The sequence below is a fragment of the Kitasatospora sp. NPDC089797 genome, from assembly GCF_040684795.1.
GTDB lineage: Bacteria > Actinomycetota > Actinomycetes > Streptomycetales > Streptomycetaceae > Kitasatospora.
In genome coordinates this window covers 141,179-167,508 of record NZ_JBFBGS010000005.1, presented here as the reverse complement: position 1 = coordinate 167,508, position 26,330 = coordinate 141,179, and the positions used below count along the sequence as shown (strand labels likewise).

21 protein-coding genes are annotated in these 26,330 nt (G+C 74.2%); 10 read left to right on the top strand and 11 right to left on the bottom strand.

What is annotated here, in order from left to right; all coding sequences use genetic code 11:
* Positions 1–19 precede the first annotated feature (19 nt).
* On the bottom strand, positions 20–1,591 hold the full coding sequence (locus tag AB0O91_RS06370; RefSeq protein ID WP_363428473.1) for an alpha/beta hydrolase: 1,572 nt from the start codon (positions 1,589–1,591) through the stop codon (positions 20–22).
* Positions 1,592–2,061: 470 nt separating this feature from the next.
* Here AB0O91_RS06370 and AB0O91_RS06365 point away from each other — a divergent pair, with 470 nt between their 5' ends.
* Positions 2,062–2,490, top strand: a complete 429-nt coding sequence (locus tag AB0O91_RS06365) for a PadR family transcriptional regulator (RefSeq protein ID WP_363428471.1) — start codon at positions 2,062–2,064, stop codon at positions 2,488–2,490.
* Positions 2,487–3,086: a hypothetical protein gene (locus AB0O91_RS06360; RefSeq protein WP_363428469.1), complete on the top strand. Its 600-nt coding sequence runs from the start codon at positions 2,487–2,489 to the stop codon at positions 3,084–3,086. The genes AB0O91_RS06365 and AB0O91_RS06360 overlap by 4 nt, the downstream gene beginning before the upstream one ends.
* Before the next feature lie 436 nt (positions 3,087–3,522).
* Here AB0O91_RS06360 and AB0O91_RS06355 read toward each other — a convergent pair whose 3' ends face one another.
* The 3 genes from AB0O91_RS06355 to AB0O91_RS06345 form a co-directional block, all read right to left on the bottom strand.
* Entirely contained in the window at positions 3,523–4,200 is a 678-nt protein-coding gene (locus AB0O91_RS06355; RefSeq protein ID WP_363428467.1) for a DUF6461 domain-containing protein, read from the bottom strand.
* 207 nt (positions 4,201–4,407) lie between these two features.
* On the bottom strand, positions 4,408–4,836 hold the full coding sequence (locus tag AB0O91_RS06350; RefSeq protein ID WP_363428465.1) for a hypothetical protein: 429 nt from the start codon (positions 4,834–4,836) through the stop codon (positions 4,408–4,410).
* 184 nt (positions 4,837–5,020) lie between these two features.
* Positions 5,021–6,475 (bottom strand): cytosine permease, encoded by a 1,455-nt coding sequence (locus AB0O91_RS06345; RefSeq protein ID WP_363428463.1) that lies wholly within the window; start codon positions 6,473–6,475, stop codon positions 5,021–5,023.
* Positions 6,476–6,546: 71 nt separating this feature from the next.
* Here AB0O91_RS06345 and AB0O91_RS06340 point away from each other — a divergent pair, with 71 nt between their 5' ends.
* The 4 genes from AB0O91_RS06340 to AB0O91_RS06325 all read left to right on the top strand — a co-directional run bounded on the left by AB0O91_RS06340 (position 6,547) and on the right by AB0O91_RS06325 (position 12,013).
* Positions 6,547–7,212, top strand: a complete 666-nt coding sequence (locus tag AB0O91_RS06340; protein WP_363428461.1) for a TetR family transcriptional regulator C-terminal domain-containing protein — start codon at positions 6,547–6,549, stop codon at positions 7,210–7,212.
* A 173-nt stretch (positions 7,213–7,385) separates the two neighbouring features.
* Positions 7,386–9,083, top strand: a complete 1,698-nt coding sequence (locus AB0O91_RS06335; protein ID WP_363428459.1) for an amidohydrolase — start codon at positions 7,386–7,388, stop codon at positions 9,081–9,083.
* A gap of 358 nt (positions 9,084–9,441) precedes the next feature.
* Positions 9,442–10,857: an erythromycin esterase family protein gene (locus AB0O91_RS06330; protein ID WP_363428457.1), complete on the top strand. Its 1,416-nt coding sequence runs from the start codon at positions 9,442–9,444 to the stop codon at positions 10,855–10,857.
* Between the two features lie 148 nt (positions 10,858–11,005).
* Positions 11,006–12,013 (top strand): chlorophyllase, encoded by a 1,008-nt coding sequence (locus AB0O91_RS06325; RefSeq protein WP_363428455.1) that lies wholly within the window; start codon positions 11,006–11,008, stop codon positions 12,011–12,013.
* A 64-nt stretch (positions 12,014–12,077) separates the two neighbouring features.
* On the opposite strand, the gene AB0O91_RS06320 is transcribed toward AB0O91_RS06325, so the two are convergent.
* The gene (locus AB0O91_RS06320) at positions 12,078–13,490 is read right to left on the bottom strand and encodes a hypothetical protein (protein ID WP_363428453.1); all 1,413 of its coding nucleotides are present in this window, start codon (positions 13,488–13,490) and stop codon (positions 12,078–12,080) included.
* Positions 13,491–13,602: 112 nt separating this feature from the next.
* Here AB0O91_RS06320 and AB0O91_RS06315 point away from each other — a divergent pair, with 112 nt between their 5' ends.
* Positions 13,603–13,890 (top strand): hypothetical protein, encoded by a 288-nt coding sequence (locus tag AB0O91_RS06315; RefSeq protein WP_363428451.1) that lies wholly within the window; start codon positions 13,603–13,605, stop codon positions 13,888–13,890.
* Between the two features lie 55 nt (positions 13,891–13,945).
* On the opposite strand, the gene AB0O91_RS06310 is transcribed toward AB0O91_RS06315, so the two are convergent.
* Positions 13,946–15,370, bottom strand: coding sequence for an MFS transporter (locus AB0O91_RS06310; protein ID WP_363428449.1), 1,425 nt, complete (start codon positions 15,368–15,370; stop codon positions 13,946–13,948).
* Between the two features lie 343 nt (positions 15,371–15,713).
* Here AB0O91_RS06310 and AB0O91_RS06305 point away from each other — a divergent pair, with 343 nt between their 5' ends.
* The gene (locus AB0O91_RS06305) at positions 15,714–16,838 is read left to right on the top strand and encodes an MFS transporter (protein ID WP_363428587.1); all 1,125 of its coding nucleotides are present in this window, start codon (positions 15,714–15,716) and stop codon (positions 16,836–16,838) included.
* A 147-nt stretch (positions 16,839–16,985) separates the two neighbouring features.
* Here the strand turns inward: AB0O91_RS06305 and AB0O91_RS06300 are convergent, their stop codons facing one another.
* Together AB0O91_RS06300 and AB0O91_RS06295 are read right to left on the bottom strand one after the other, a co-directional pair.
* A complete protein-coding gene (locus AB0O91_RS06300; RefSeq protein WP_363428447.1) occupies positions 16,986–20,105 on the bottom strand; it encodes a phosphocholine-specific phospholipase C in 3,120 nt (1,039 codons plus the stop codon).
* Between the two features lie 236 nt (positions 20,106–20,341).
* On the bottom strand, positions 20,342–21,547 hold the full coding sequence (locus AB0O91_RS06295) for an amidohydrolase (RefSeq protein WP_363428445.1): 1,206 nt from the start codon (positions 21,545–21,547) through the stop codon (positions 20,342–20,344).
* A gap of 392 nt (positions 21,548–21,939) precedes the next feature.
* Here AB0O91_RS06295 and AB0O91_RS06290 point away from each other — a divergent pair, with 392 nt between their 5' ends.
* On the top strand, positions 21,940–22,569 hold the full coding sequence (locus tag AB0O91_RS06290; RefSeq protein WP_363428443.1) for an ankyrin repeat domain-containing protein: 630 nt from the start codon (positions 21,940–21,942) through the stop codon (positions 22,567–22,569).
* A 65-nt stretch (positions 22,570–22,634) separates the two neighbouring features.
* Here the strand turns inward: AB0O91_RS06290 and AB0O91_RS06285 are convergent, their stop codons facing one another.
* Both AB0O91_RS06285 and AB0O91_RS06280 read right to left on the bottom strand, forming a co-directional pair.
* Positions 22,635–23,420 (bottom strand): maleylpyruvate isomerase family mycothiol-dependent enzyme, encoded by a 786-nt coding sequence (locus tag AB0O91_RS06285; protein ID WP_363428441.1) that lies wholly within the window; start codon positions 23,418–23,420, stop codon positions 22,635–22,637.
* Between the two features lie 9 nt (positions 23,421–23,429).
* The gene (locus AB0O91_RS06280; protein WP_363428439.1) at positions 23,430–23,960 is read right to left on the bottom strand and encodes an SRPBCC family protein; all 531 of its coding nucleotides are present in this window, start codon (positions 23,958–23,960) and stop codon (positions 23,430–23,432) included.
* Positions 23,961–24,256: 296 nt separating this feature from the next.
* Between AB0O91_RS06280 and AB0O91_RS06275 the strand changes: the two genes are divergently transcribed.
* Entirely contained in the window at positions 24,257–25,153 is an 897-nt protein-coding gene (locus AB0O91_RS06275) for a LysR family transcriptional regulator (protein WP_363428437.1), read from the top strand.
* Between the two features lie 130 nt (positions 25,154–25,283).
* On the opposite strand, the gene AB0O91_RS06270 is transcribed toward AB0O91_RS06275, so the two are convergent.
* Positions 25,284–26,054: an N-acetyltransferase gene (locus tag AB0O91_RS06270; RefSeq protein ID WP_363428435.1), complete on the bottom strand. Its 771-nt coding sequence runs from the start codon at positions 26,052–26,054 to the stop codon at positions 25,284–25,286.
* Positions 26,055–26,330: the final 276 nt, after the last annotated feature.

Genomic DNA, 26,330 nt, shown 5'->3' with positions numbered 1-26,330 from the left:
AACTGCAGTGGTCCACTTCTCAGCTGCACGTGGTCCCGTCGGCCGGCACCGTGCCGTCCAGCAGGTAGGCGTCCACGGTCTGCTTCAGGCAGGGATTGCCGGTGTTGTACCCGCCGTGGCCCTCCCCGTTGAGGGTGACGGTGACGCCGACGCCCGCACCCAGCTGCTGCGCCATCGCGTGGGCGCCCTCGACCGGCGTGGCCGGGTCCCCGGTGGTGCCGACCACCAGGATCGGGGCGGCGCCCTGGGCGGAGACGTCCGGGTGGTCGGTCCGGCCGGGGACCGGCCACCCGGTGCAGCCGGTGAGGCCCCAGGCGGTGAAGGCCCCGAACACTGGGGAGGCCTCGCGGAACTGCGCCAGTTGCTGTTCGACGTCCTGGTCGGAGTAGCGCTGCCGCGCGTCCACGCAACTGATCGCCCGGTTGGCCGCGTTCAGGTTGTTGTAGTGGCCCTGGGGGTCCCGCCCGAGCAGTGAGTCGGCGAGCTCGAGGAGGGTGTCACCGGTGCCCGCCTGCATCGCCTCGGTGAGTCCGGAGGCCAGCGCGGGCCAGGTCTGCTTGCTGTACAGGGCGCCGGCGATGCCGGTGACGGCCAGGCTCTCGGTGAGCTTGCGCCCACTGCTGGTGGGCAGCGGCGACTGCTCGAGCTTCTGCAGCAGGTCGGTGATCCGGGCGGTGCCGTCGGCGCCGCCGTTGCCGGTCGGGCAGGCGGCCGTGTCCTGGGTGGCGCAGGCCTTCATGAAGTCGTCGAGGGCGAGCTGGAAGCCCTGGGCCTGGCCGAGCGCGCTCTGCTGCGGGTCCTTCGTCGGGTCGACCACCGAGTCCAGGACCACCCGACCGACCTCCTGCGGGAACAGGTGCGCGTAGACGCCGCCGAGCTGGGTGCCGTAGCTGATGCCGAAGTAGGAGATCTTCTGGTCGCCGAGCACCTGCCGCATCAGGTCGAGGTCCCGGGCGGCGCTCTCGGTGTCCACGTACGGCAGCACCGGGCCGGAGTTGCGCTCGCAGGCGGCGGCGAACTGGGCGTTGCTGTCGTCCAGCTCCTTGACCGCGGCGGGGTTCTCCGGGGTGTTGTCGACGGCCGCGTTGACGTCCATCGCCCGGTCGTCCAGGCACTTCACCCCGGCGCTGTCGCCGACCCCGCGCGGGTCGAAACTGACCAGGTCGTAGCGGGTGTTGAGGGAGGCGTAGGCGGGGCCCAGGGCGGGCAGGGTGGCGACACCGGAGGCGCCGGGGCCACCGAAGTTGAAGAGCAGCGAGCCGATCCGGTGCTGTTCGTCCTTGGCCTTGCTGCGGATCAGTGCGAGGTCGAGGGTCTTCCCGTCCGGCTTGGCGTAGTCCAACGGGGCCTTGAGGGTGGCGCACTCCCAGTCGCCCGCGGGCGCGGTGCCGCCGCCCTGGGCGGCGCTCGGGGCCGGACAGGCCTTCCAGTCCAGCCGCTGGGCGGCCAGGCCGCTGGCGCTCGCACCGGTGACCGGGGAGCTCGGCGCGGGTTCGACCACGGAGCGGCTGTCGCCCTGGCAGCCGGAGACGGGGGCGATCAGCAGCGCGACCAGGCCTAGCGCGCCGGCACCGCGGACGACGGTGTGCATGGGGCGGTCCACCTCTCGGGTTGGCCCGGCGGGGTGCGCCGGAGCGGCCGGACGGGTGCGGCGGCGCACGGAAGGACGGCGTACGCCCTGGTGTGTCAGGGAGGCGTACGCCCCGGCGCTCGGCACCGTCGGCGCACCACAGACCCTAGGGGCCGACGCACGTCGACGCCCGTCGGAGTCTCCGGACGGGGGGCGTGCGCCGCCCGGACTGCCACCCGCCGGGCGGGTGAGGATTCAACCCGCCCAGGGGCGGCCTCACCACCGACGGTGGCCGACACCGCTGCGTACACCTCCTGCTCCGACTGCGCGACGTCGAGCCGGACTTCCGCCGCCCCGGCCACTGAACGGTCCCCGGCGAGGGCAGCAGCAGGGCCGGGCGGAACACCGGAGCAGGCGGAGCGACAGGACCGGAGGCAGCCGACCGGAGAAGCGGCTGGGCCTATCTTGCTTCGCCTGCTATCTTGCATTGCATGGTACCTGGCATCGCAAGCACCGACGCGGACGGCGACGACGGGCCCGGCAGGCCCGACGGACGCATCCAGCCCGGCGGGCTCGGCGCGCCCGACGGTCCCGTGGCGACCCAACTGCGCAAGGGCGTCCTGGAGTACTGCGTCCTCGCACTGCTCCGCGACGGCCCGCGCTACGGCGTCGAACTGCTCCAGGAGCTCGGCCGCCACCCGATGCTCGCGACCAGCCAGGGCACCATCTACCCGCTGCTGTCCCGGTTGCGCCGCGCCGGGCTCGCCGACACCTTCCTGCGCGACTCGGCCAGCGGCCCGTCCCGCCGGTACTACACCCTCACGCCGGAGGGTCGGAGCGCACTCGCGGAGTTCACCGCGCTGTGGCCCGCCTTCCGCGCCACCATCGACCACGTCCTCGCACCCGGAGAGCACCCGTGAACAACCCCGTCGAGCACCCCCTGGTCCGCGCCCACCTCGATGCGGTCGCCCGCGGTACCGCCACGCTCCCCCCGGAGCGCCGCAACGAGCTGCTGGCCGACCTGCGCGAGCACATCGAGGTCTCGCTCTCCGAGGCCCCGCTCACCGAGGAGGCCGTCCGCTCCGTCCTGGCGCAGCTGGGCACCCCGCGGCAGATCATCGACGCCGCCCTCGCCGAGGAGGGACAGAGCGCGCCCACCGCGGAGACGGCGGGCTGGACCAACCTCACCCTGGCCCTCGCCGTGCTGGCCCTGCCGCTGGCGCTGGTCCCGGCCCTCGGACCGGTGCTCGGGTTCGCCTCCGCCGTCGTCGCGGCCATCCGGGTGACCAGGTCTCGGCAGTGGACGCGGCGGGAGAAGTGGCAGGCGACGCTGCTCCTGGTCTCGCCGCTGCTGCTCACCCCGGTGCTTGCCGCGGTGGTCAGCATCCTGTCCGGTGGGCTGACCCCCGGCGCCGTGCTCGCCGTCAGCGCGCTGGGCTTCTGCCCGAGCCCGGTCGCGGCGGTCCGGCTGTCCCGCTCGGCCGCCCGGCTGCGCGCGGTCGGCCTCGCCGCCTGAGAAGGAGGACGGCGGCCCGGTTCCGCCCGACAGCGCCACGCACCACGGCCACGGCCGACCGTGACGACCGCGGCGACCACTGGGTCACGCGGCGTCGCGGGTGTCGCGGGCGCCGCCCGGCGGTGCCTTCCCGAGCGGCGGCTCCACCCTCCACCCGTTCACACCTCTTCTCTTCCCTGCGCTCCCTCACCGGCGGCGCGGGCTGCGAGACGCCACACCCGACGCACACCCAGGGCAGCCGATCGGCACCCCCGAGCCGGATTTCTCCTCACCGGAACCTCCCGTTCGGCACATGTGTGGGCGGCCGGCGGCGCGCAAGGATGGCGGTCATCGAGGCCCCGCCGTCGGGGCCCGGGAAGGGAAGGCCCCCATGTCCGCCGTCATCTCCCACATCCTGTCCGCCCGCACCGGCAGCGCCGCGCTGCCCCGGCTCAGCTCACCTCGGCTCCAACCCCGGCCGGCCCCGCACCACGTACGCCGGCAGCCGCAGTTCGCCCAGTACCGTCTGCGGCAGGCACAGCCCGAACCGCCGCCCGACCGCGCCGAGCGTCCGCCGGTGGACGCCCACGAACGGCGCACCCCCGAGGCTGCAGGGGGTGACGCCGTCGGCTTCCAGAACACTCGCGGCGACCAACTCGGGGACGAGCAGGTCCGGCTCCTGGCCCCAGCGCCAGCGCTCCTGGCCCAGGCCGAAGCCGCACAGCACGGCCCCGTCCCGGGCGTAGTCGAGCAGAGCGGGCGGCTGCTCCGGCATCGGCCGGAAGTGGACCACTTCCACGCCCTCGCCGGCTATCTCGGTGAGCAGCTCACCTCCGGTCGAGTCCCCGTACTCGATCGCGAAGGACCAGCCGTCCGACTCGCCGACCCTGATCACGCCGTCCCCGACGTCTCCGGGGCGGTAGACCTCGATGTCCAGCTCCCAGATCTCCCGGCCGCTGATCGGCGCGGTGGCGGCAGCCGGATCGGCCCCCATCCGACGGGCCAGTTCCCGGGGCGGGATCCCACGGGCGAACACCACCCCGTCGACTTCCCCACCGGCGTCCGCCAACCACTGGATGCCCTCACCGCCCTGCTCCCCGGCCCCGCGCGGATCGTCACCGACGACGTCGATCATGGCGCCCCTCCCCTCGCGCCGGCCCTGCGACGGCCAGGCGCAGCCGGACCGCACCCTAACCGAGAACACCGACAGACGACGCCGAACGGCCGGGCGGAGGATGGTGGCGTAGCGGAAGTCATATGGGGCGCGCCGCCGTTCGCCCACCTGCGCTGCCCCTGACCCCCGCCCGGAGCACGGGGCCGCCAACTCCCCAGCCGGGCTGGCCTACCGCGCGTCCCCCACCACCCAGGGCGGAGGAACGCCGGGACCGGACAGCACTTCAACGGTCAGCGGCTCGTACTCGTGCGGGCTCTCCCGAGCCGCGAACCCGGCGGATTCCAGAATCCCGATCACGGCCGCGATCATCGCCCGATGCACCACCCCGCTGTGACGGAACGCCGCATCGTCCCACCGGTTCGACCGGTAGGCGTCCCGGGAGCAGTCCTGGAGTCGCGGGTGGCAGTTCCAGGAGACGGCCACCTCGCTGAAGTCCTCGTCGGTGGTCTCGTCGACGCTGACCAGCGCTCCCGCAGGCACCACCGGCGCCTCGGTCGGCAGTACCACCGGCAGGCCGGCGGCCCTCAACTCCTGGCGCACCCGTTCGGCCAACCGCTCCCGTTCCGCCACGACCTCTGCGCTCGCCTCTCCCATCATCCCGGCACCCTAGCCGACGTCCCCTCAACTCCCGACAGCGACAAGGAAAGGAGAAGCGCCCATGACCGCCAGCACCCTCAGCACCCTCAGCGCCCTCTGCCCACTCCGGCCGCCCACCCACCCCCGAGCGGGCAGGAAGTCGGGCCGGCCGACCTCCTGCGCGCCCGCCGGACCGCCCCCGCCGTCAGGCCCTTCCGTGCCGCTTCGCCCTCCGCATCAGCAGGGCGTAGACCGTACCGGCCACCGCGATCCCCACCGGGAGGGCCAGGTCGACGCCGGTCAGGGCCGCGATCGGGCCGGTGTAGAGGGTGTCGACACAGAGCGCCGAGGTCGTCACGCCGGCCAGCAGGGCGAGGGCACCGGCCGGATTGACGCCCGCGCGGTACCAGAAGGGCCCGCCGGGGCTCTCGTCGGTCAGGGCCCGGCCGTCGTAGCGGTTGCGGCGCAGCAAGATGTCGGCGGCGTAGATGGCGGTGCTGGGGCCGAGGAGGACGACGGTCAGCTGGAGCACGTTGCTGACCGTGTCCAGGAAGTTGGACACCAGCAGCGCGTAGAGGGTCAGCGCAACGGCGACCGTGCCGTCCACGAGCACGCTGAGCGTGCGGCGGATGCGGATGCCGACGGCCTGGAGGGCCAGGCCCGCGCTGTAGGCGGTGAGGGCGTTGACCGCGATGGTGCCGACGACCAGGGAGAGCAGGAAGACGGGGGTGAACCAGCCGGGCAGGATCTTCTGCAGGGCGGCCTGCGGGTCGGTCATGTCGACGGCGGTGGCGCCCAGCACACCGAGGCTGCCGACGACGACGCTGGGCAGGAAGCCGCCGAGGGCGGTCCAGCCGAGGACGGCCCTCGGGGAGGTGGTGGCCGGCAGGTAGCGCGAGAAGTCGGCGCTGGTGGTGTACGAGAGCGGGCCGGAGGCGATCAGGGTGACGCCGGCCAGGACCGCCGCCCACAGCCCGCCGCCGCTGAGCGGTTCGGGCTGGCTCCAGCCGAAGTCGGCGTGCCGGAGGATCGCGTACCCGACGACGGCGAAGGAGGCGGCGAGGGCCAGGGTGATCGGCAGGTAGAGCCGCACGATCATGGCGTGGCCGTACACGCTGATGGTGAGCGTGAGTACGACGATCGCGATCACGATGGCGATCTTGATCGGGGTGTCCGGAGTGATCCCGACCTGCTCCGCGAGGGAGAACGCCGCCACGGCGGCCGCGGCGAGGTTCAGCGCGAAGTAGCAGACGGAGATCATCCAGCCGGTGACGGCGTTGTTCACCCGGTTGCCCCGGACGCCGTACAGCGCGCGCGTGATCACCTCGCTGGGCGCGCCGGCGGCCGGCCCGGAGACCGCCAGCAGGCCGGTGCTCAGCCAGAACAGGTTGCCCACCACGACCACGGCGAAGGCCTGCCACGGGCTGAGCCCGGTGAGCACCAGGGAGCCGCCGACCACCAGGTTCAGGTAGTTGACGCTGGCCGCCGCCCAGACGGAGAAGAGTTCGCGGGCGCGACCGCGCCGTTCGGTCTCGGGGATGTGGTCGATGCCGTGGACCTCGACCCGGCCGCTCCGCTCCTGCTGCGGATGCGGGGGCTGCTGGAACGGTGGTCCGGCGGGGGAGTCGGACTGGGGGTGGTCCGGGAGCGTGGACGCCATTGGGGGCCCTCCGTGGGGGTGTCGTGCCCACCTGCTTGCTTATTGGTCGCACACTCAATAGCATCCGCCACATGACGTCAAGCGTTCAGCGCAAACGGATCCGGAAGTCACCCGACGACCGCCGGGCGGAGATCGTCGGAGCGGCTGCCGCGGTCGCCCTCACCGAGGGTCTGGAGTGCATCACCCTGCGCCGGATCGCCGACGAGCTGGACGTCAGACCCGGTCTGATCAGCCACTACTTCCCGGCTGTGGAGGACTTGGTCGCCGAGGCCTTCGGCAGCGCCGCCACCGCCGAACTGGAGACGCTGCTGCCCGCCGACCCGCCGGACGGGTCCTCGCTGAACCACCTCGCCCGCTTCTTCGCCCACACCACCGGGCCGGACTACGACGACATGAGCCGGCTCTGGCTCAACGTCCGTCACCTCAGCCGCTACCGTCCCGTGCTGCGCGAGCGGGTGCTCGGCCAGGAGACGCTCTGGCGGGGCCGCCTCGGCGGCGTCGTCCAGGCGGGCGTCGACCGGGGCGAGTTCCGGACCGAGGACGCCAACCTGACGGCCGTCCGGATCCTGGTGGTGATCGACGGTCTCGCCTCCCACGCCAACACCGGCCTGGGCAACCACCCCTCGTCCGTCACCCGACTCGCCGCCGCCACCGCCGAACGCGAACTCGGCCTGCCGGACGGCGCCCTCACCCTCCCCGAGCCCCCGGCCCGAACCTCCACCGACGAACAGTCCTGACCCCGGCCCCCGACTCCCCGCCTTCCCGACTCCCCGACCCCGGTTTCACCCCCGACCCCGGTTTCACCCCCGACCCCCACCCCCTGACCCTCAGCCCCCGACTCCCCGACCCCGGCCCCGCCACTCCCCCATCACCGTCGAATCCCCCACCCCGCGCCCCCGTTGGAGCCGCAGTGAGCACCTCCCTCGTCCTCCTCTCCGCCCGCCTGCTCGACCCCGCGTCCGGCGGCTTCCTCCCCCAGACCGCGCTCGCCGTGGTCGACGGGAGGATCGCCGCCCTCGGCGACGACCGGACGATCCGCGAACTCGCCGACGCGGCAACGACGGTGATCGACCTCAAGGGCGCGGTCGTCACCCCCGGCCTGGTCGACGGCCATCTGCACCCGGTCACCGGCGCCGAGCTGACCCACGGCCTGGACCTCTCCGGCTGCACCGACCTCAGCTCCGTCCGGGCCGCCCTCGCGGCCGAGGTCAGGAGCCTCGCCCCGGGCGCCTGGCTGCACGCCTGGGGCCTGGACCCGAACGCCTTCGGGGACCGCCCGGTCGAGGCGGCCGCCCTCTCCCCCGTGCTGGACGGCGTCCCGGCGCTGCTCCAGCTCTTCGACGCCCACTCCATGCTCGCCAGCCGGCGCGCCCTGGAGCTGGCCGGCATCGACGGCCCCCGCACCTTCGCCCAGGCCGCCGAGGTGGTCTGCGACGCCGACGGCCGTCCGACCGGTCTGCTACTGGAGGCCGCCGCCTGCGAGCTGGTCGAGCGTGCCGCCCCGCAGCCCACCCACGCCGAGCGCCGGGAGCGCCTGGCCGCCGCCCTGCGCGCGATGGCCGCGAGCGGCCTCACCGGCGGCCACGCGATGGACGCGGGCGGCGACAGCCTCGACCTCTACGCCGAGCTGGACAGCGCCGGCGAACTGCCGCTGCGCCTGCGGGTCGCGCCCTGGTGCCAGCCCGGCGTGGACCGGGACGGGCTGCGCGCGCTGATCGAACTCCAGGGCCGGGGCGGCGAGCTGTGGCGGGTGGACGGCGTCAAGCTGTTCATGGACGGCACGATCGACAACGGCACCGCCTGGCTGGAGCGCCCCGACTGCCACGGCGAGTCCACCCACGCCTTCTGGCCCGACCCGGCGCACTACACCCGCGTGATCGAGGAGTTGCACCGGGCCGGGGTTCCGACCGCCACCCACGCGATCGGCGACGCGGCCGTCCGGCACGCCCTCGACGCCGTCGAACAGGCCACGCTGAAGGCCAGCACGACGACCACCGCGAGGGCCACTTCGACGACCACCGCGACGACCGCGGCCGACGGGTCGCCGGACCGGACCGCTCCCGTCCGCCACCGGATCGAGCACATCGAGACCGTCCCGGACCAGTTGGTCGGCCGCTTCGCCGAGTTGGGCGTGATCGCCTCCATGCAGCCCACCCACTGCTGCGACTTCACCCGGGCCGACCACACCGACAACTGGTCCCGCCGTCTCGGCAAGGAGCGCGCCGATCGCGCCTGGCGCTGCCGCGACCTGTGGGACGCCGGTGCCACCGTCGTCCTCGGCTCCGACTGGCCGATCGCCCCCTACCCTCCGCTCGGCGTCATGGCAGGCGCCCGCCACCGTCGCCCCACCCGTGACCTCGGCCGGCCCCCGCACAACCCGGGCCAGGCCCTCACCGCCCTGGAGGCGCTGCGCGCCATGACCGTCAACGCGGCCTTCGCCGCGGGCGAGGAACACCGCGCGGGCCGGATCGCGGTCGGCCACCGGGCCGACCTCACCGTCCTGGCCGCCGACCCGCTCACCACCCCGGCCACCGCCCTCGCGGAGGTCCCCGTGCTGCTCACCGTCCTGGACGGGCGGCCGACCCACCGCGCCGACCAGCTCTCCTGAGGAACACCTCGACGGCACCGACCTGACACCACTGCTCCGGCCGCACCGGCAGCAGCGGTGTCGGGCGGGCCCCGAACGCCGTCACCCGCTACCAGCAGGCCGCCCACCCGTCCAGGTGGCCCCAGGGGAACCGCCCGGGGTGCCCCAGGGGCCCCGCCCGGGTGGGGTATACCCCCGGAAGATCATGGCGGCCCTCCCCAGCGCGCCCGACCCCCTCCTCGGCGGAGGATTCTCTCACCGGCCAAGAGCGCCGGACGAGTTGAACCGACGCGGGTCGACCTGAGCCGACATGAGCCGACGACGACCGACGTCGGCCCTCCTCGACTCACGACGACCCACCAGCCGAGGAGTACCCATCATGACCGTGTCCCGGAAGCCGATCGCCCGACGGACCGTGCTGGCCGCCACCATGGGCACCGCGGCCGTCGCGACCAGCGCTCTGCTCGCCCCGACCACGGCCACCGCCGCACCCACCGGCACCGCAGGGGCCGCCGCCACGCCCGCCGCACCCGGGTCGGCCCCGTGCCCCGCGGACGTCTCCGAGGCCCTGGGCCGGCTCGCCCACCCGCTGCGCTCCACCGAGCCGGACGCCCCGACCGCCGGCCTGCGCGCCCTGGGGTCGATGATCGGTGCGGCCCGGGTGGTCGGCCTGGGCGAGGCGACCCACGGCTCCCATGAGTTCTTCACCATGAAGCACCGGGTGTTCCGCTACCTGGTCGAGGAGAAGGGCTTCACCGTCTTCGCCCTGGAGGCCAGTTGGTCGGCGGGCCTGCTGATCGACGCGTTCGTACAGGGCCGGGGCGACCGTGACGGCAACGGCGACGCCCGGCAGCTGGTGCGCCGGGTGATGGCCGGATCGCCGTGGCAGCGGGAGGAGTTCGCCGACCTGATCAACTGGATGCGGGCCTACAACCGGACCCGCCCCCAGCGCCCGGTGCACTTCGTGGGCACCGACCTGGGCTTCCCCGGGATCGGCGACCAGCCCTTCAGCGAGGTCACCGACTACCTGCGGAAGGCCGCCCCCGCCTCGCTGTCCGGCGTCGAGCAGCTGTACGCCGGCCTGCGCCCGTTCAACGACGCCCTCGGCTACCTGACCCGGATCCCGGTGCCCGAGCGGCAGCGCAACGCGGACCAGGCGCAGCAGGCGCTGGAACTGGTCACCGCTTCCGGGAAGGCCGGCGACAAGGACTACGAGCTGGCCGTCCAGCACGCCCGGAACATCGCCCGGACCTTCGCCTTCTGCGCCATGCGGGTCGACGACACCGCCTCCGCGTTCGCGGCGCAGACGCTCCGCGACCGCGCGATGGCCGACAACACCCTGTGGTGGCAGCGCCGCTACGGCGGCAAGGTGCTGCTCTCGGCGCACAACGCCCACGTCAGCCTCCGGTCGGCCGACCCGCAGCAGTTCCCCAGGCCCGAGGGCGCCCTCCTGCGCGAGGCGCTCCGGGGGGACTACGTCGCCGTCGGCTTCACCTTCGGCAGCGGTTCCTTCCTCACCAAGGCCGACACGTTCACTGACGACTGGCGGAGCACCACCGTGGCACCGGCCACGCTCGGCATGAACGAGTACCTCCTCGACCGGGTCCGGCCGCGCGACTACTACCTCGACCTGCGCCAGGCCCCGCCCGCGGCCCGCACCTGGCTGGACACGGCCCGCCCGACCTACGACGCCGGGGCGACCTTTCGGAGCGACCCGCTGCCCACCCTCGCCCTCGGCCCCGCCTACGACGTGCTGATCCACCTCCACCGGGTCCGCGCGGCCGGCAAGCTCTGACCAGCGCCCCCGAGCCCATGGCCCGCGCCGGCCGACACACCCCGCCCGCGCCCGGACGACGACTGGCCAATCGGAACCGTGTTCCGTATCGTATTCGGAACATGGTTCCGCTTTGTCTCCGATCGACGTACGGAAAGGGAAAGCCCTCATGACCACGTCGCCCCACCCCGCCAACCCCGCCGGTTCCGCCGGCACCGCCACCGAGCCCGTTCCGATCCTCTCGGTCAGCCCGGTGGTCCTGCCGGCCCCCGGCCGCGCCGTGGACCTGCACCTGCGCGTCACCGCCCCGATGACCGGAACCGACCTGCCGGTCATCCTCCTCTCGCACGGCCAGGGCCCCTCGAACCACCTCTCCTCGCTGAACGGCTACGCCCCGCTCGCCGACCACTGGGCCGCGCACGGCTTCGCCGTCGTCCAGCCCACCCACCTCAGCTCCCGGTCCCTGCGCCTGGACCCCGGCACCCCCGGCGCTCCCCTGTTCTGGCGGTCACGGGCCGAGGACATGACCCGCATCATCGACCGCCTCGACCTGATCGAGAGCGCCGTACCCGGGCTCCGCGGCCGCCTGGCCCGGGACCGGGTCGCCGTGGCCGGGCACTCCATGGGCGGGCACACCGCCGCCCTGCTGCTCGGCGCCCGGCTCACCGACCCCGACGACGGCACCGAGGTGGACCTGAGGGATCCCCGGATCACGGCCGGCGTCCTGCTCGCCGCCCCCGGTCGGGGCGGCGACGCCCTCACCCGCGCCACCGCCGAGAACTACCCGTTCTTCCTGACCACGGACTTCTCCACGATGACCGCGCCCGCCCTGGTGGTCGTCGGCGACGACGACCCCTCCCCCCACCTGACGGTCCGCGGCCCGGCCTGGCACGCCGACCCCTACCTGCTGGCCCCGGGCCCGAAGTCCCTGCTCACCCTGTTCGGCGCGGGACACGGACTCGGCGGGGTCTCCGGCTACGACGTCGCCGAGACCACCGACGAGAGTCCGGAACGCGTCGCCGCCGTCCAGCACCTCACCACGGCCTACCTGCGCACCGCGCTCCACCAGGGAAACCCGGGAAACCCCGCCTGGTCGACCGCCCGCGACCGGCTCGCGGCCGAAACCCGACCGCTCGGCAGGATCGAGTCCAAGGAGCGCCCCGCGAAGACGAGTTGACCGAACCGTCCGCCCGGCCATCCGTCACCGGCGGCGGACAGCACCCCGGCCCCCGGCACCGGCCTCACCCGGAACCTCCGGACCCACCCCACCCACCACGCCCACCACGCCCGACGAGCCGTCGGTACCAGGGCTGCGGAGGACACCGGTCCGATCCACCGGTGCTCGGGACGATCGGGACGAACCGACTCTCGATCCTGGCATCCCACTCCACCAGCAGGGCGGGGAACCAGGTGACCGGCTTGGTGTCGTCCCGCGCGTTGGCCCAGGCGGCCACCCGCTCGGCGACGTCCTGACCGGACAGCAGTCCACGCCCGTCGATGTCGACGCCGAGCTCACGCACGCCGTCCCGGTACAGGCCGTTGCAGAGCCAACTGTGCAGCAGACCGTGGTCGTAGCCGAGCACTTCCCACCCGATCCCGCTCCCGCCCTCGGCGACCGCGCCATCGGCCACCCCACCATCCGGTCGTCCGCCTCCGGCAGGGCCGTCGAGGGCGTCGAGCAGCACCGGTTCGTACGTCGCGGCCGCGCGGATGTCGGAGACGAACCCGGCGACGTGACGGCCCGGCACCATCAGGGCGTACAGCCGTGCCGCATCCGGCACTTGGACCCCGGCGCAGGCCGTCCGGGCCTCCTCCGCCGTGTCGAACCAGCAGCCGTCCAGCGGCAACCGGTCGATCAGGCAGTCGGAGGCCGTGGTCAACCGTTCCGTCCTCGGCAGGCTCTCCCCCACCAGCGATTCGGGAACCGCCACGAAGTACCCGGCGAGCAACGGCGCCCCGTCGTCGGCCCGCGCCGGGGGTGCGGTCGCCGTCGCAGCCGTCGCAGTCGCCGCAGCCGTCGTCCCGGAGCGGGGCCGGGGCCGGGACGGTTCCAACAACGGCAGCGACTCGCCCGCGCCCGACGGACGGCCCTCACCGAGCCGGAAGAGGTAGCCGCGCAGGTAGTCCTCCAACCCGTCGTCCAGGTGGGCGATGTAGTCGCGCAGCCCCTGGGCGGCGTCCCGGTAGTGCTCGCGGTACTGCCCGCGAACCCGCGACCACCGGTGGGACGTCGTGACGGCCCACTCCCGCACCCGCCCGCGCTCCTGCCACCACGCGCGCACCGCCGGGACCGTCCAGTGGTCGTCGCCGTCCATCGCGTAGCCGCCGAAGGCGCAACCCTCCAACAGGTCGCCCACCTGCTCCGGGTCGACCGGCTGGCGGTAGACGAACTCCCGGCCGTGCAACGGTCCCAGGGAGTCGTCGTAGGCGAGGTGGAACGGCGCGTCGAGCCGGCCGACCTGGAGGCTGTCGGTTCCTGCCCCGTAGAACGGCCCGGGGACGTTGCGCCAGTTGCGCTCCTCCCACTCCCCGTCGAAACAGTTCAGGCTCGGCTCCCCGGCGAGCAGCCGCCGGGCGGTCGGCAGCGGATCCCAGTACCCGCCGGATCCACCGGGTCCGCCAGGTCCGCCGTACTCCCCGTCGCCGCCCACCACTCGGACCCCGCTCCCTCCGCTGCCGTCCCCCTGCCGATCACCGACCGCCAGTGATATCAGAGGCGTCGCCGACCAGTTGGTTCGGGGTCGACCGATCGTGGAGAATGCCCTGGTGAAGAGATGGACCGACGACCTGCCGCAGATACCCTTCCCCTACCGGGGCCTGCCCCCGGACGGCCCCTGGATGACCATGGAGGAGGCGGCCGCCCGTCTCGGCGTCGGCCACTACCGGATGAACCTGCTGACGGCGGGCACCTACCGGATCGACATCGTCCGCACCACGGGCAAGGAATTCGCCGTGACCCGCGCGAGCGTCGAGGCGGAGAGGAACTGGCGCACCACGGCCACCGTCCCGCAGAAGCTCTGGCGTCTCTTCAAGGACGCCCTCACCTTCCTGTGACGACGAACCGGCCCGGCCCGACCCCCGACCCCAGACACCCGACCCCCGACACCCGTCACTCGGGCGGCAGGACCGGGAAGGCCCGCAGCCGCCGGACGTCCTCGGTCAGGATCAGCGGCAGGCAGGACAGCAGCCCGATTCCGGCGATCAGCCACAGGGTGGGCCGGGTGCCGAGCACCGAGCCGAGGTAGCCGCCCGCCACCGCCCCGATCGGCCGGGTGCCCCAGATCGCGAAGCGGACGGAGGCGTTCATCCGGGCCTGCATGCCGCTGGGGGTGATGGCCTGGCGCAGGCTCACCTGGCCGATGTTGTAGACGGTGATGCCGCAGGCCATGATCCCGGTGGCCGCGATCAGGGTGGGTACGGCCCGGGCCGGGGCCGCGGTGGCCAGGATGAGCACGGCGATGCCCGACATGGACTTGGCCACCAGCAGGACCCGGCCGAGCCCGGCGCGCCTGATCAGGCGGCCGCTGACGGTGGCACCGAGCAGCGCGCCGCAGTTGCCGACGGTCAGGGCCAGTCCGAGCTGACCCGGGGACAGCTTCAGGTCCCTTATGGCGAACGCGGTCAGCACGGCGGCCAGCGCGCCGCCGAGTCCCACCAGATTGCTGATGCCGGTCGCCAGAGCCAGGGACCGCAGGGTCCGGTGACGGAAGACGAAGCGCAGCCCCTCGGCGATCTGGGTGCGCATCCTGGTCCTCCCCGGGGCCTGGACGGCCTCCGGCCGGGGGGTCCGGATGAGTCCGAGGAGGAGCGCGGAGAGCAGGTAGCTCAGCGAGTTGGCCACCAGGATCAGGGGCGCGGCGACGGCCTGGAGGAGCAGCCCGCCCAGGCTGGGGCCCGCCAGTTCCGCCGTCGAGCGGGAGAACTCCAGTCGGCTGTTGCCGTCCGGGGTCTGCTCCCGGGCGACGACGGTCGGCAGGAACGCCTGGTTGGCGATGTCGAAGAACACCGTGAACAGCCCGATGACGAAGCCGACGAGGCAGAGGAGGGGGACGGTCAGCAGGCCGAGGAAGTAGCCGATCGGCAGCAGGGCCAGGGCCACGGCGCGCCCGACGTCGGTCACCACCATCACGCGCCGGCGGTCCCAGCGGTCGAGCAACGCGCCCGCCTGCAGCCCGATCAGCAGGAAGGGCAGGCTCTCCATGGCCGAGATGAGGCCGAGTTGGCCGGTCGACACGGAGAGGGTGGTCAGGGAGAGCACGGGGATGACGAAGAACGTTATCTGGGTGCCGAACTGACTGACCGTGTGGGCCGACCACAGGGCCTGGAAGTTCCGCTGCCGCCATACGCTGACCGGCCGATCGGCGGCGGCCGCCCCCACCCCCACCCCCTGGGCCGACGCGGAACCCCGCTCCGGCCCCGAACGCTGAGCCGGAGCCGGAGCCGAGCCCGACCCCTGTGCCGGAGCCGTCCCCGGGGCCTCGGCCGTCGCCGAGGCCGAGCCGGCCGCATCGAGTCCGGTGTCGACGTCCGTCATCCCGCGTGTTCCTCGCCTTCCGGTCGGTGGACGCGGCGGACCCACTGCTCCGCACGCGAAAGGGGTTGTCGCTCCTTGCTGAAGGGGCTGTCGCTCCCCGGTGTTGTACACCACCCCGTTGCCCGCGCCGGTTCCAGTCGGATTTTCCGTTCATGGGTGTGGCGCCGGTCCCATCCGGGTCGTCACCCGGTGGCGTACCGCCGGTCGGCCCAGCGCGCGCCGGTGTGCCCTGGGGCGGGACGGGTGACGCGCCTATCGTGTGCTGGTGACCGATCATCGGACTGTTCAGCCCGCAGTCACCCGGACGGGCTATCTCCTGGCCGCCCTGGCCTTTGCCGTCTGCATGGCCGGAACGACCCTGCCGACCCCGCTGTACGGGCTGTACCAGGAGCGGATGGGCTTCTCCGAGCTGACCGTCACGGTCGTGTTCGCCGTGTACGCCTTCGGCGTCATCGGCGTCCTGCTGCTGGTCGGCAACGTCTCGGACACCGTCGGGCGCCGTCCCGTCCTGTTCTGCGGGCTGGCCTGCGCGTCCGCCAGCGCGGTGGTCTTCCTGGTGGCCGACGGCGTGGCACTGCTCTGCCTCGGCCGGCTGCTGTCCGGCCTCTCGGCGGGGCTCTTCACCGGCACCGCGACCGCGTACGTGCTGGAGCTCGCCCCGCCGCGGCAGCAGGGCCGGGCCGGTTTCGTGGCGACCGCCGCCAACATGGGGGGCCTCGGGTGCGGGCCGCTGCTGTCGGGTCTGCTGTCCCAGTACGCGCCGCACCCGCTGGTGCTGCCGTTCGCGGTGCACCTGGTGCTGCTGGCCGGCTCCTTCGGGATCGTCCTGCGGCTGCCGGAGACCGTGGCGGGTGCCCGTCCGCTGCGCACGGCGCGGCCGAACCGGCCCGCGCTGCCGCCGGAGGTCCGCCGGGTGTTCGTGCCGGCCGGGATCGCCGCCTTCGCCGGGTTCTCGCTGCTGGGGCTGTTCACCTCGGTCAGCCCGGCCTTCCTCGCCGAGGGGCTGGGCGTCCACAACCGCGCGACCGTCGGCGTGGTGGTGTTCCTCGCCTTCCTGGCCTCCACGCTCGGCCAGTTGCTGGTGCCCCGGCTGGGGACGGCGCGGGCCGTGCCGCTGGGGTGCCTGGTGCTGATCGTCGGGCTGGCGCTGCTGGCGGGTTCGCTCGCCTGGGCCGTGTTCCCGCCGCTGGTGCTCGCCGCGCTGGCGGGCGGCGCCGGGCAGGGCATGGGGCTGCGCGGCGCGGTGGGCGAGGTCGCCGCCGCGAGCCCGAGGGAGCATCGCGGCGGCGCCCTCTCGGCGCTCTTCGTGGTGGCCTACTTCGGCATCTCGATCCCGGTGATCGGGGTGGGCCTGCTCACCGGGCTGCTCGGCCTGGCCCACGCGGGCCTGGTCTTCGCCGCCTGCATGGCCCTGCTCGCCGCCGCCTCCGGGGCCTACCTGCTGCGCCAGGCCCGCGCCGGAGCGTGAAGCAGGGCACGAGCCCGGGCGTGAAGCAGGGCATGAGCCCGGACGTGAAGCAGGGCATGAGCCCGGGCGTGAAGCAGGGCATGAGCCCGGGCGTGAACCGGGGCACGTGAACCGGGGCGTGAACCAGGCCTGTGCTCAGCCCTCCGGTCAGCCCGTGATCGGGCGGCTGTCCAGCCGGATGTGGTCCACCGCCCAGTACCAGTTGTTGCCCGCGTCGTACATCCGGAACTTCAGCGTCACCGTCCGCGCGCCCGCCGGCACCGCGATCTGCCGGACGACGGCGGTGTTCTGGACGTCCTTGCCGGCGTTGTCGTTGCCGGTGGCGTCCGAGCTGTAGAAGACCAGCCGGGTCTCGGTGCCGTTGTCGAACACGGCGGTGACGGACGCCTTCTGCGGGGCCTCCTGCCGGTAGTGCGAGTCGAAGGCCAGGTGCAGGGTGTCCGTCCCGGCCGGGATGCTGACGGCGGGCGAGACCAGGGTGGAGTCGAAGACCCCCTTGCGGGAGGGCGAACCGGTGTCGTCCCAGTCGTCCGGGTCGGCGACGGCGACGATGCCGAGGGCGCGGGTGAAGTTGCCGCGGTCCTGGCCGGCCGGGACGGTCCACTCGCGCTTGGTGTGGAAGGTCCAGCCCTGCAGCCGTACGGTGCCCTGCGGCATGCCGGGGGCGTTGACCACCGACCAGCCCTTCGGCGCCTGGGCCGTCCAGCCGAGCACACCGCCCTCCGGCTGGAGCGCGCCGGCCAGCGACTCGAAGTCCTCGTCCAGCAGGTGACCGGTCATCGCCGGGGCGGGCCGGGCGGCGATCTCGCCGTCGGCGACGGCGAAGCGCCCGCCGGCCAGGGCGCGCGCGGTGACCAGCAGACGGTGGGTGGCCCCGGCGGGCAGCTGGGCGGGCGGGGTGACCTCCCAGACGGCGGTCGCGGTGGCGCCTGCGGCGAGGGCGGCGGGCGGCGCGGTGACGACGGCGGCCGTCCAGCCGGGCGGGAGCACCGGCTGCGCCTCGAAGCGGGTGAGCGCGGCGGTGGCGGTGAAGGTCGCGGTGACCTTGGCCGGGCGGCCGGGCAGCAGCACCGGCTCGTCGATGGTGCCGGAGGCGGCGCCGAGGGCGACCCCGACGGTGAGCGGGTCGGCCAGGCCGAGCGCCGGGTCGGTCACCGTCCGGTCGTCCCACGGGAAGCGGCCGGCGATGCGGCGGCGGAAGGACAGGTCGCCGAGCACGCCCACCGCGACGTCGTACCAACCCTCCGGCCCCACGGCGAGGTTGACGGTGCGGTCGTCCCCGGCCGCGACCCGCACCTCGCGCAGCCCGTCCCCGTAGGCGAGGTCGCCGACCAGGAAGGTCTGGGCGGTGCGCGAGCGGTTGATGACGTCGACCTCCAGCACCTTGCCGTTCCGCTCCTCGGAGAGCGACACCTCGTACGCCGAGGCGGTGTCGCCGCGCAGGTGCCACAGCGCGCCGTTGGGGCCGTGCACGCGCAGGTCGTAGCCCTGCGGCCCGACCTTCCAGACGTCCGACAGCCGGCTCTTCGCCGCGACCGTGTAGAAGCGGGGCGCCTCGCCGGGGGCCGGGTAGAGCGCGAACACCGCGCCCTGGCGGCCCTGGTTGACGAAGTCCAGGGTCAGCTCGTCGCCCTTGAGCCGGGGCTTGACCAGCAGGTCGTACGGTGCCGGGCGGGCCGAGCGGGTGCCGCGCTGCTGCTGCGGGAAGGTCTGGGGGCTGGGCACGGTGGGGGCGGGCAGCTTGCCGGTGTCGACCACCTTCTGCCGGTTGCCGCTGGTGTCGGGCAGTTGCGGCCAGACGGGGTTGCGGCCGGAGAAGTCGAAGACGTCGGTCAGGTCGCCGCACACCGAGCGCCGCCAGGGGCTGATGTTGGGTTCCTGGACGCCGAAGCGCTGCTCCAGGAAGCGCAGCACCGAGGTGTGGTCGTAGACGGTGGAGTCGACCACGCCGCCGCGGGTCCACGGCGAGACCACGACCATCGGCACCCGCACGCCCAGGCCCATCGGGTACGGGCCGGAGACCAGGGTCTCCCCGGCGGGCAGGCTGTCGGACCAGGTCAGCGAGCCGTCGGCGGCCTTCACCCGGTACCGGCCGTCCTGGCCGACCACCCGGTGGTAGGTCTTGCCGCCCTTGCTCACCCGGACCACGACCTCGCCGTCCACCGGGACGTTGGACTTGCCGCGCCCGGCGGCCAGCGGCGGGACGGGCGGCAGCTGGTGGTCGAAGAAGCCGCCGTGCTCGTCGTAGTTGAGGATGAAGACGGTCTTCTGGAACACCTCCGGCTTGGCGGCCAGCGCCGACAGCAGCCGGGCGGTGAGGTGTTCGCCGTTCGGCGGCGCGTAGTTGGCGTGCTCGGAGAGCGCGGCCGGGGCGACGATCCAGGAGACCTGGGGCAGGGTGTCGGCCTGGACGTCGGCGGTGAAGGCGTCGACCAGGGCGTCGCCCATCGCGAAGGGGTCGTTCTTCTTCGCCGGGTCGCCGACGGCGCGCATGCCGCGCTCGTAGAGCGGCTCACCCGGCTTGGCCTTGACGAAGGGGGCGAACCAGGCGAGCGCGTTGTCGTCGAAGTTGTCCAGCGCCTGGTAGGTCTTCCAGCTGACGCCGGCCCGCTCCAGGCGCTCGGCGTAGGTGGTCCACTCGTAGCCGCCGGGGATCTCGGTGTTGTCGGTCACCGGGGTGTCCCGCACCGTCCCGCCGCTCGTCCCGGTCATCAGGTGTTCGCGGTTGGTGTTGGTGTTGCACTGCACGGACGCGTAGTAGGCGTCGCAGACGGTGAACACTGAGGCCAGCGCGTGGTAGAAGGGCATGTCCGCGGACTCGTAGTAGCCCTGGCCGAGCCAGCCCGAGGAGCGGCGGGTGACCGAGCCGTCGGCCCGGCCGTCGTTCCAGGCGTTCATCGAGTCGACGAAGCCGAACGCGGGCGCGCCCTGCTGGTAGGCGTTGGTGTGGGCGGCGTTCATCGCGAAGGGCAGCAGGTAGCCCTCCTTGCGGCCGGGGTCCGGCTGGTGGAACACCGACCGCCCGTCGACGCCGCGCACGGCGGTGCGGTCACCGAATCCCCGAACGCCCGTCAGGGTGCCGAAGTAGTGGTCGAACGCGCGGTTCTCCTGCATGAACACCACGACGTGCTGGATGTCCGCGAGACGACCGGGGCGGGCGGGCGCGGCGAGGGCCTGCTGGACGCTGAGCGGGAGGGCGGACAGCACCGCGGCCGCCGCCGCGCCGCCGAGGAGGCTGCGGCGCGACAGTTCGGGCTTCGGACTCATGGGGGTGGGGCTCCTTGCTGACGGACCCTGGGCCTTCGGTACCGGCCCGGGACTGGCCGTTCGTGCCAGACCCGTCAGGTCTACGAGACCCAGGTGGACGCAGCGGCAGCGCCCGATGGCCAGTCGGTGTCGGTCAAGAAACCCCGAGCTGTACAGACAACTTGACGTCCGATGATCAAGCCGACGGACGAGGACGACGGCCGGACCGGGCCGACCGGCGGACAGTCGGCCCGGACTCAGCCGGTGAAACGGCCGTCGCGGGCGACCTCCCGGCCCGCGCGGACGACCAGCTCCCGGGGCGGGAGGTCGACCACCAGCTGCGGCAGGCACTCCCCGGTCAGCAGCATGAAGTCGGCCGGCGAGCCGGGCGCGAGGGTGACCGCCGGCAGGCCGAGCAGTTCGGCGCCGCCGTCGGCGGCCAGCGCGAAGCAGTCGGCCAGCTGCTCGTCGGTGCGGGCGTCGGTGGTCCAGCCGAGCAGGTGGGCCCGGTGCAGCATGTCCGCGTTGCCGTACGGGCTCCAGGAGTCGCGCACGCCGTCCGAGCCCAGCCCCACCCGCACGCCGTGGGAGCGCAGCGTACGGAACGGCAGCACCTGGTGGGCCGAGGGCGCGACAGTGGTCAGGCCCACCCCCGACTCGGCCAGCAGGGCGGCGAGTTCGGCCAGCGGCGGGCCGGTCAGCTCGGGCACGCAGAAGGCGTGACTCACCACGACCCGGCCGGCGAGCCCGGCCGCACGGGTCCGTTCGGCGATCTCGTGCAGCGGGCCGAGGCCGCGCCCGCCCCGGTCGTGCAGATGGATGTCGAGCTCCAGGCCGTGCTCCTCGGCGAGGCCGAACAGCAGATCCAGCTGGGCGGGCCCCTCGCCGTCCGGTCCGCCGTCGAAGCCGGCCGGGTCGATCCCGCCGATCGCGTCGACCAGCCCGCTCGCGGCCGCCTCGGCCAGCAGCGCGGCCGCACCCGGCGTGCGCCGCACCCCGTGCTGGGGGAAGGCGACCAGTTGCACGTCCAGCGCACCGGCCAGCCGCTCCCGGGCCTCCGCCAGCCCGGTCACCCCGGCCGGCCCGAAAGCGGGCGCGACGTCCACATGGGCGCGCACGGCGCGGGTGCCCCGGGTCACCGCGTGGGCCAGCAGGCGGTGCGCCCGCTCGGCGAGCGGGGTGCGCTGGTGGCGTGCGAGGTCCACATCGCCCCGGACGTACTCGGGCAGCGATCCGGCCGGGCGGCGGCTGTACCAGGGCTCGCCCCAGGCCGTCTTGTCGGGGTGGATGTGCGCGTCGACCAGGGTGGGCAGCGCGATCCGTCCGGCGCCCTCGACGACCCTCGGCACCACGCCCTCCGGGACGCGTTCGGCCAGGACACCGTCCACGGCGATCAGGTCGACGGCCCCGGGGGCGCCGAAGGGACGGACGTCCCGGAAGACGGTGACGGTCGGGGTGCTCATCGGCTGCTCCTCGTGACCTGACGCGACGGCGGTTCGGCCGGTCGCCCGTCCGACGCCTTCGCCGGCGGTTCGTCCAGCGCTGTGTCCAGCGCCGTGTCCAGCGCCGTGTCCAACAGGCAAAAGACCCTACCCTTTCCTCAACAGTTTGTTGATCACTCGGCGGTTCCCCTTCCGGGGCCGGCCGGATCGGCGGACACCCGGCCGCCACCCACGCTCCTGGTGGCCGGTCCGCTTCCCACTCTCCTGGTGAAGGGCGGCGGCCGGGTCAACCGATCGGTCGACCCGGCCGTCCACCGTTCCGCTCGACGGGGCCGACCGACCCGCCGACCCCACCGGACCCCCGGACGCGGCAGGCTGGTGCCGCATCCCGCCGACCGCCACAGGAGCCCGCCATGACCGACCGACCGCTGTCCCCCGCCGACCGCGCCCTGCTGGACGCCGCCTCGCACGGCGACCCCGACGCCGTCCGGGCGGCCCTGGCGGCCGGCGCGGACGTCGAGGCACGGGACGCCGAAGGCCGCACCCCGCTGCTCCGGGCCGCCTTCGCCGACCGGGTCGCCGCCGCCCGACTGCTGGTCGGGGCGGGCGCCGACGTCAACGCCCAGGACCCGCAGCTGAACAGCCCGTGGCTGGTCACCGGCATCACCGGCAGCGTGCCGATGCTGCGGGCGCTCCTTCCCGGCGGGCCGGACCTCGCCCGGCGCAACCGCTACGGCGGCGTGTCCGTCATCCCGGCGGCCGAACGCGGCCACGTCGGCTACGTGCGCGCGGTGCTCGCGGAGACCGACATCGACGTGAACCACGTCAACGACCTCGGCTGGACCGCACTCCTGGAGGCGGTCCTGCTCGGTGACGGCGGCCCGGCCCACCGCGAGATCGTCGACGTCCTGCTCGCCCACGGCGCCGACCCCCGCCTCCCGGACGCCGACGGCAGCACCGCCCGCACCCACGCCGAGCGGCGGGGCTTCCGGGAGATCGCGGCCGCCCTGCGGGAGGCGGAGGACCGGGCGGCCGGCGCCTGAGGGTCGCTCACGCCCGGCCGGACGCGCGCCCGCCCCTCACGCCCGGCCCCGCGCCTGCCGTCCCCTCACGCCCAGCCCGGCACCGGCGGCAACGGCCACGGCGGGAGCGCCGGGAGCGCCGGGAGGGCTGGGAAGGCCGGCAACGCCGGGAGCGCCGACTGTTCCGCCGCCACCGGCACCCCGTCCAAGCACAGCGCCCCCGCCGCCGGACCGCGCCCGGCGAACCAGGCGAGCAACGCGTGCCCGGGCCCGCGCAGCACCGGGCCCGACCCGCCGACCGGCCAGTCCTGTCCGAGGTCCGCCGCCTCGACCCGGGCCAGCGGCACCCCGCGCGCGCCCAGCGTCGCCGTTGTCTCCGTGAGGGCCTGCCGCACGAAGGCCTCGGGCCAATCGGCCGGTGCACGACCGGAGTTCAGGTCGACGTGGTGCACCTCCAGCTCCCGCCAGGCCCGCCACAGCAGGTACCAGGCCGGGTGCCGCCACCCCGCCAACGCGGGGACCAGCACCGCCCGGCGCCCGACCGGCAGCTCCGCCGCGTCCCGCAGCAGCCCGTCCAGGCTGTCCCGCAGGTCGGCGGCCAGCGCGCCCGCGCCGCGCCCGGCGCCCTCGCGCAACCGCCGGTCCAGCTCGGCGGCGTCGGCCCGCGGCCCGGGAGCGCTGCCGGTCCGGGCCAGGGCGAGCGTCCACCGGTACGCGTCGGCGCTGCGGGCGAGGTGGGTGAGCACATGGCCGCGGCTCCAGCCGGGGAGCAGTGACGGCTCACCGGCCCGGCGATCGGTCAGTGCGCCGGCGTCCGCGCCCAGTCGGGCCGCCGACGCCCGGACCTGCCGGACCAGCTCGTCGAAGTCCACGGCGCTACCTCACCCCCCTGCCTCGGCCGTCGACTTGATGCCGTCCAGGGTCACCGTCATCCCGGTCCGCAGCTCCCCCAGCCGGTGGGCGACGATCTTCTCCTCGGCCTCGGGCCGGGCCTCGATGGCCTGGAGGACGCCGCTGGGGCCCGGGCCGATCACCGCCGAGAGGCGCACCCGGGTGCCGCCGTCCTCGGGGGTCAGGTCGAAGCGCCAGCGGGCGGCCGCACCGGCCAGGTCTGTCACCGGGGTGCCGAACCGGCCGTCCGCGTCCATCACGGCCCAGCCGAAGGTGCGGTGCTCGGCCAGTTCCACCACCTCGGAGACCGTCCGCCAGTGCGGGATGCTCGCCCGGCTGTTGTGCCCCTCGAAGCGCGCGCCCGACGCGGGGCCGTCCGCGCCGTCCAGCCAGGCGACCCGCTGGAGTTCCGGGCTGAACCGGGCGGGGACCTCGATGTCCGTCACCAGCGCCCAGACCCGTTCCACCGGCGCCCGGACGACCACCTCGCAGTGCGTGCCCGGACCGTCCGCGTACCGCATACCCATTCCCCTCCGACCGCCCGACGCACCCGTCCGTGCTCGTCCGTACCCGTCCGTGCTCGTCCGTTCCGTACCCGTCCGTGCTCCCGGGCCGTCGGGTCGACACCCGCCGTGCCCCCGCCCCGGTGTCCGGAACACCGCGAAGGCAGCGGGCGGGTTGCCGCCCTGCTCGCGGGCCCTGCCATCGATGATCGAGGCTGCCGAACTTCCAAGTCAATCCGCCGATTTCCTGGGGAACACCCAAGCTCCGGCTTGGGTCGGACCGCCCTGCGGGGCCCGCAGTACGCTGGGCCCTCGTGACCCTCGACGACCTCCGCGTCTTCGCCGCCGTCTGCCGGGCCGGCTCGCTCAGCGCCGTCGCCCGGGACCTGGCGTGCAGCCAGTCCGCCGTCAGCCAGCACGTGAAGCGGCTGGAACGCGAACTGGGGCTCACCCTGATCGAGCGGCACCCGCGCGGCGTGGTGCCCACCAAGGCCGGACGGCACCTCCAGAGCGCCGTGGCCACCGGCCTGGGCGGCATCGACCACGCGCTGCGGACCATCGCCGAACTCGCCCGCGGCGAGGGCGGATCGGTGCGGATCACCACCGGCGCCACCAGCATCCGGCACTTCATGTCCGCGGCCGTGGTGGACTTCCGCGCCCGGTATCCACTGGTCAGCCTGGAGTTCCAGACCGGGGTCTCCAGCCGCAACTGCCTGGAGGCGCTCACCGCCGGCCAGGTCGACCTGGCCTGGATCACCCTCGGCACCCCGGTCCGCGGCGTCGAGCAGCGGCCGGTGGCCGACCTGCCGTGGGTGCTCGCCGTGGCGGCCGGCGACCCGCTCGCCGACCGGGACCGCCTCGAACCCGCCGACCTCCAGGAAGCCCGGCTGATCGGACTGCCGCAGAACTCGGTGTCCCGCTCCCAACTCGACGACTGGCTGGGCAAGTCCGGCATCCGGCCGGTCTTCGACACCAGCGTGACCGACTGGGACACCGCGATCCTGCTGGCCGAACTCGGCCTCGGCCACGCCGTCGTGCCGGCCCTGCCCGAGTGGCAGGGCCCCGGCCATCCCGGCCTGCGGCTGGTCCCGCTGCCGGACCTGCCCGGCCTCACCGTCGGCTGGGCCGCCCGCGACTGGGACACCCTCTACCCGCTCGCCCGCGCCTTCGCGGACACCGTCGCCGCGCACTGCGGGCCGGGAACGCCGTAGGTCAGGCCGTGCCCTCCCGGCGAGGCGGCCGGGCACTGACCGGAGGGCTGAACTCCGGCCGCTCGGCGACCGACCCCCGCTACCGGTCAGCTCCCGCGCCGCTCTCCCGCCCCGACGGCTCCGGGGCCGGTCAGCGCGTGTGGAAGGAGTGCTGGCGGCCGAGCTCGGCGAAGCCCCGTCGCGCGTACCATCCGCGCGGCCAGTCGGCCGTGTCCGCGAGGAGGAACAGCTGCGGGATCCCGGCGGCCGCGGCCAGCGCCAGGCCGCTGGCCAGCAGGGTGTCACCGTGGCCCGCGCCGCGCCGGCGGACGGCGGTGACCAGGTCCTCCAGTTGGGCCAGTCCGGCGGCCGGTTCGAGGTAGAGGTCGACCCAGGCCGCGATCGCGCCGTCCGCCGCCCGGGCGGCCAGGAAGCGCACCTGCTCGGCACCGCGCAGCCGGGCCGGTCGGCGGTCGGTGAGCTGCCGGATGAGCTCCTCGCCCTCGTACCACTCCGCCTGCTGCGCCAGCACGGCCGCCCGCAGCTCCGCGAACTCCGTGGGCAGGGCGGCCGGTTCGGGCAGCGCGCAGCCCGCCGTGGGCCGGGCCATCACCGCGGCGGTGCTCCGGTCGTACCCGGCCGCGGTGAGCACCGGGGTGACCCGCTCCCCCCACTCCTCGTCCAGCACCGTGATCGCGTACTGCCCGCGCTGCCCGAGCCAGCGCGTCGCCAGCCCGGGCAGCGCCGCCGGGTCGGTGCCGGGCCCGGTGACGATCAGGTGGTTGTGCTCGTGGGAGAGCGCGAACTCCGGGTTCCGCACGGCGAAGACGGCCGGGAATTCGGGCAGTTCGACGACCTCCGTCGCCTGACGGCGGGCGAAGGCGACATGGAAGGCGGCTACCCGCTCCAGCAGATCGGACACCCCGCCATGATCTCCCCGCCCGTCACCGCGGGCCAACCGAATATCCATCCACCGCCACCGCCCCACCGGCGACGGACGGACCGGGCGCCGGGTGCGCGAGCCGTCCGGGAGGGCGGGCGGCCGCCGCGGTGGGCGCGCGGCGGACGGCGCGGTCCGCCAAGCCCCGCTCCTCATAACGGAGTTCACCGAACGGAACGGCCGCGTCGACCAGGCCCGGCCCGGCGCGGCCGCCGCCGCGCACCGCCGAAGGGCGGCGGGTAGCCGAGCGAGGGCTCG

What these genes read in the sequence shown, in the direction of transcription:
- AB0O91_RS06370 (WP_363428473.1), bottom strand. Translation starts at nt 1,591, where the DNA reads ATGCACACCGTCGTCCGCGGTGCCGGCGCGCTAGGCCTGGTCGCGCTG.
- AB0O91_RS06365 (WP_363428471.1), top strand. Translation starts at nt 2,062, where the DNA reads ATGGTACCTGGCATCGCAAGCACCGACGCGGACGGCGACGACGGGCCC.
- AB0O91_RS06355 (WP_363428467.1), bottom strand. Translation starts at nt 4,200, where the DNA reads ATGATCGACGTCGTCGGTGACGATCCGCGCGGGGCCGGGGAGCAGGGC.
- AB0O91_RS06350 (WP_363428465.1), bottom strand. Translation starts at nt 4,836, where the DNA reads ATGATGGGAGAGGCGAGCGCAGAGGTCGTGGCGGAACGGGAGCGGTTG.
- AB0O91_RS06345 (WP_363428463.1), bottom strand. Translation starts at nt 6,475, where the DNA reads ATGGCGTCCACGCTCCCGGACCACCCCCAGTCCGACTCCCCCGCCGGA.
- AB0O91_RS06340 (WP_363428461.1), top strand. Translation starts at nt 6,547, where the DNA reads ATGACGTCAAGCGTTCAGCGCAAACGGATCCGGAAGTCACCCGACGAC.
- AB0O91_RS06330 (WP_363428457.1), top strand. Translation starts at nt 9,442, where the DNA reads ATGACCGTGTCCCGGAAGCCGATCGCCCGACGGACCGTGCTGGCCGCC.
- AB0O91_RS06325 (WP_363428455.1), top strand. Translation starts at nt 11,006, where the DNA reads ATGACCACGTCGCCCCACCCCGCCAACCCCGCCGGTTCCGCCGGCACC.
- AB0O91_RS06310 (WP_363428449.1), bottom strand. Translation starts at nt 15,370, where the DNA reads ATGACGGACGTCGACACCGGACTCGATGCGGCCGGCTCGGCCTCGGCG.
- AB0O91_RS06305 (WP_363428587.1), top strand. Translation starts at nt 15,714, where the DNA reads ATGGCCGGAACGACCCTGCCGACCCCGCTGTACGGGCTGTACCAGGAG.
- AB0O91_RS06300 (WP_363428447.1), bottom strand. Translation starts at nt 20,105, where the DNA reads ATGAGTCCGAAGCCCGAACTGTCGCGCCGCAGCCTCCTCGGCGGCGCG.
- AB0O91_RS06295 (WP_363428445.1), bottom strand. Translation starts at nt 21,547, where the DNA reads ATGAGCACCCCGACCGTCACCGTCTTCCGGGACGTCCGTCCCTTCGGC.
- AB0O91_RS06290 (WP_363428443.1), top strand. Translation starts at nt 21,940, where the DNA reads ATGACCGACCGACCGCTGTCCCCCGCCGACCGCGCCCTGCTGGACGCC.
- AB0O91_RS06280 (WP_363428439.1), bottom strand. Translation starts at nt 23,960, where the DNA reads ATGCGGTACGCGGACGGTCCGGGCACGCACTGCGAGGTGGTCGTCCGG.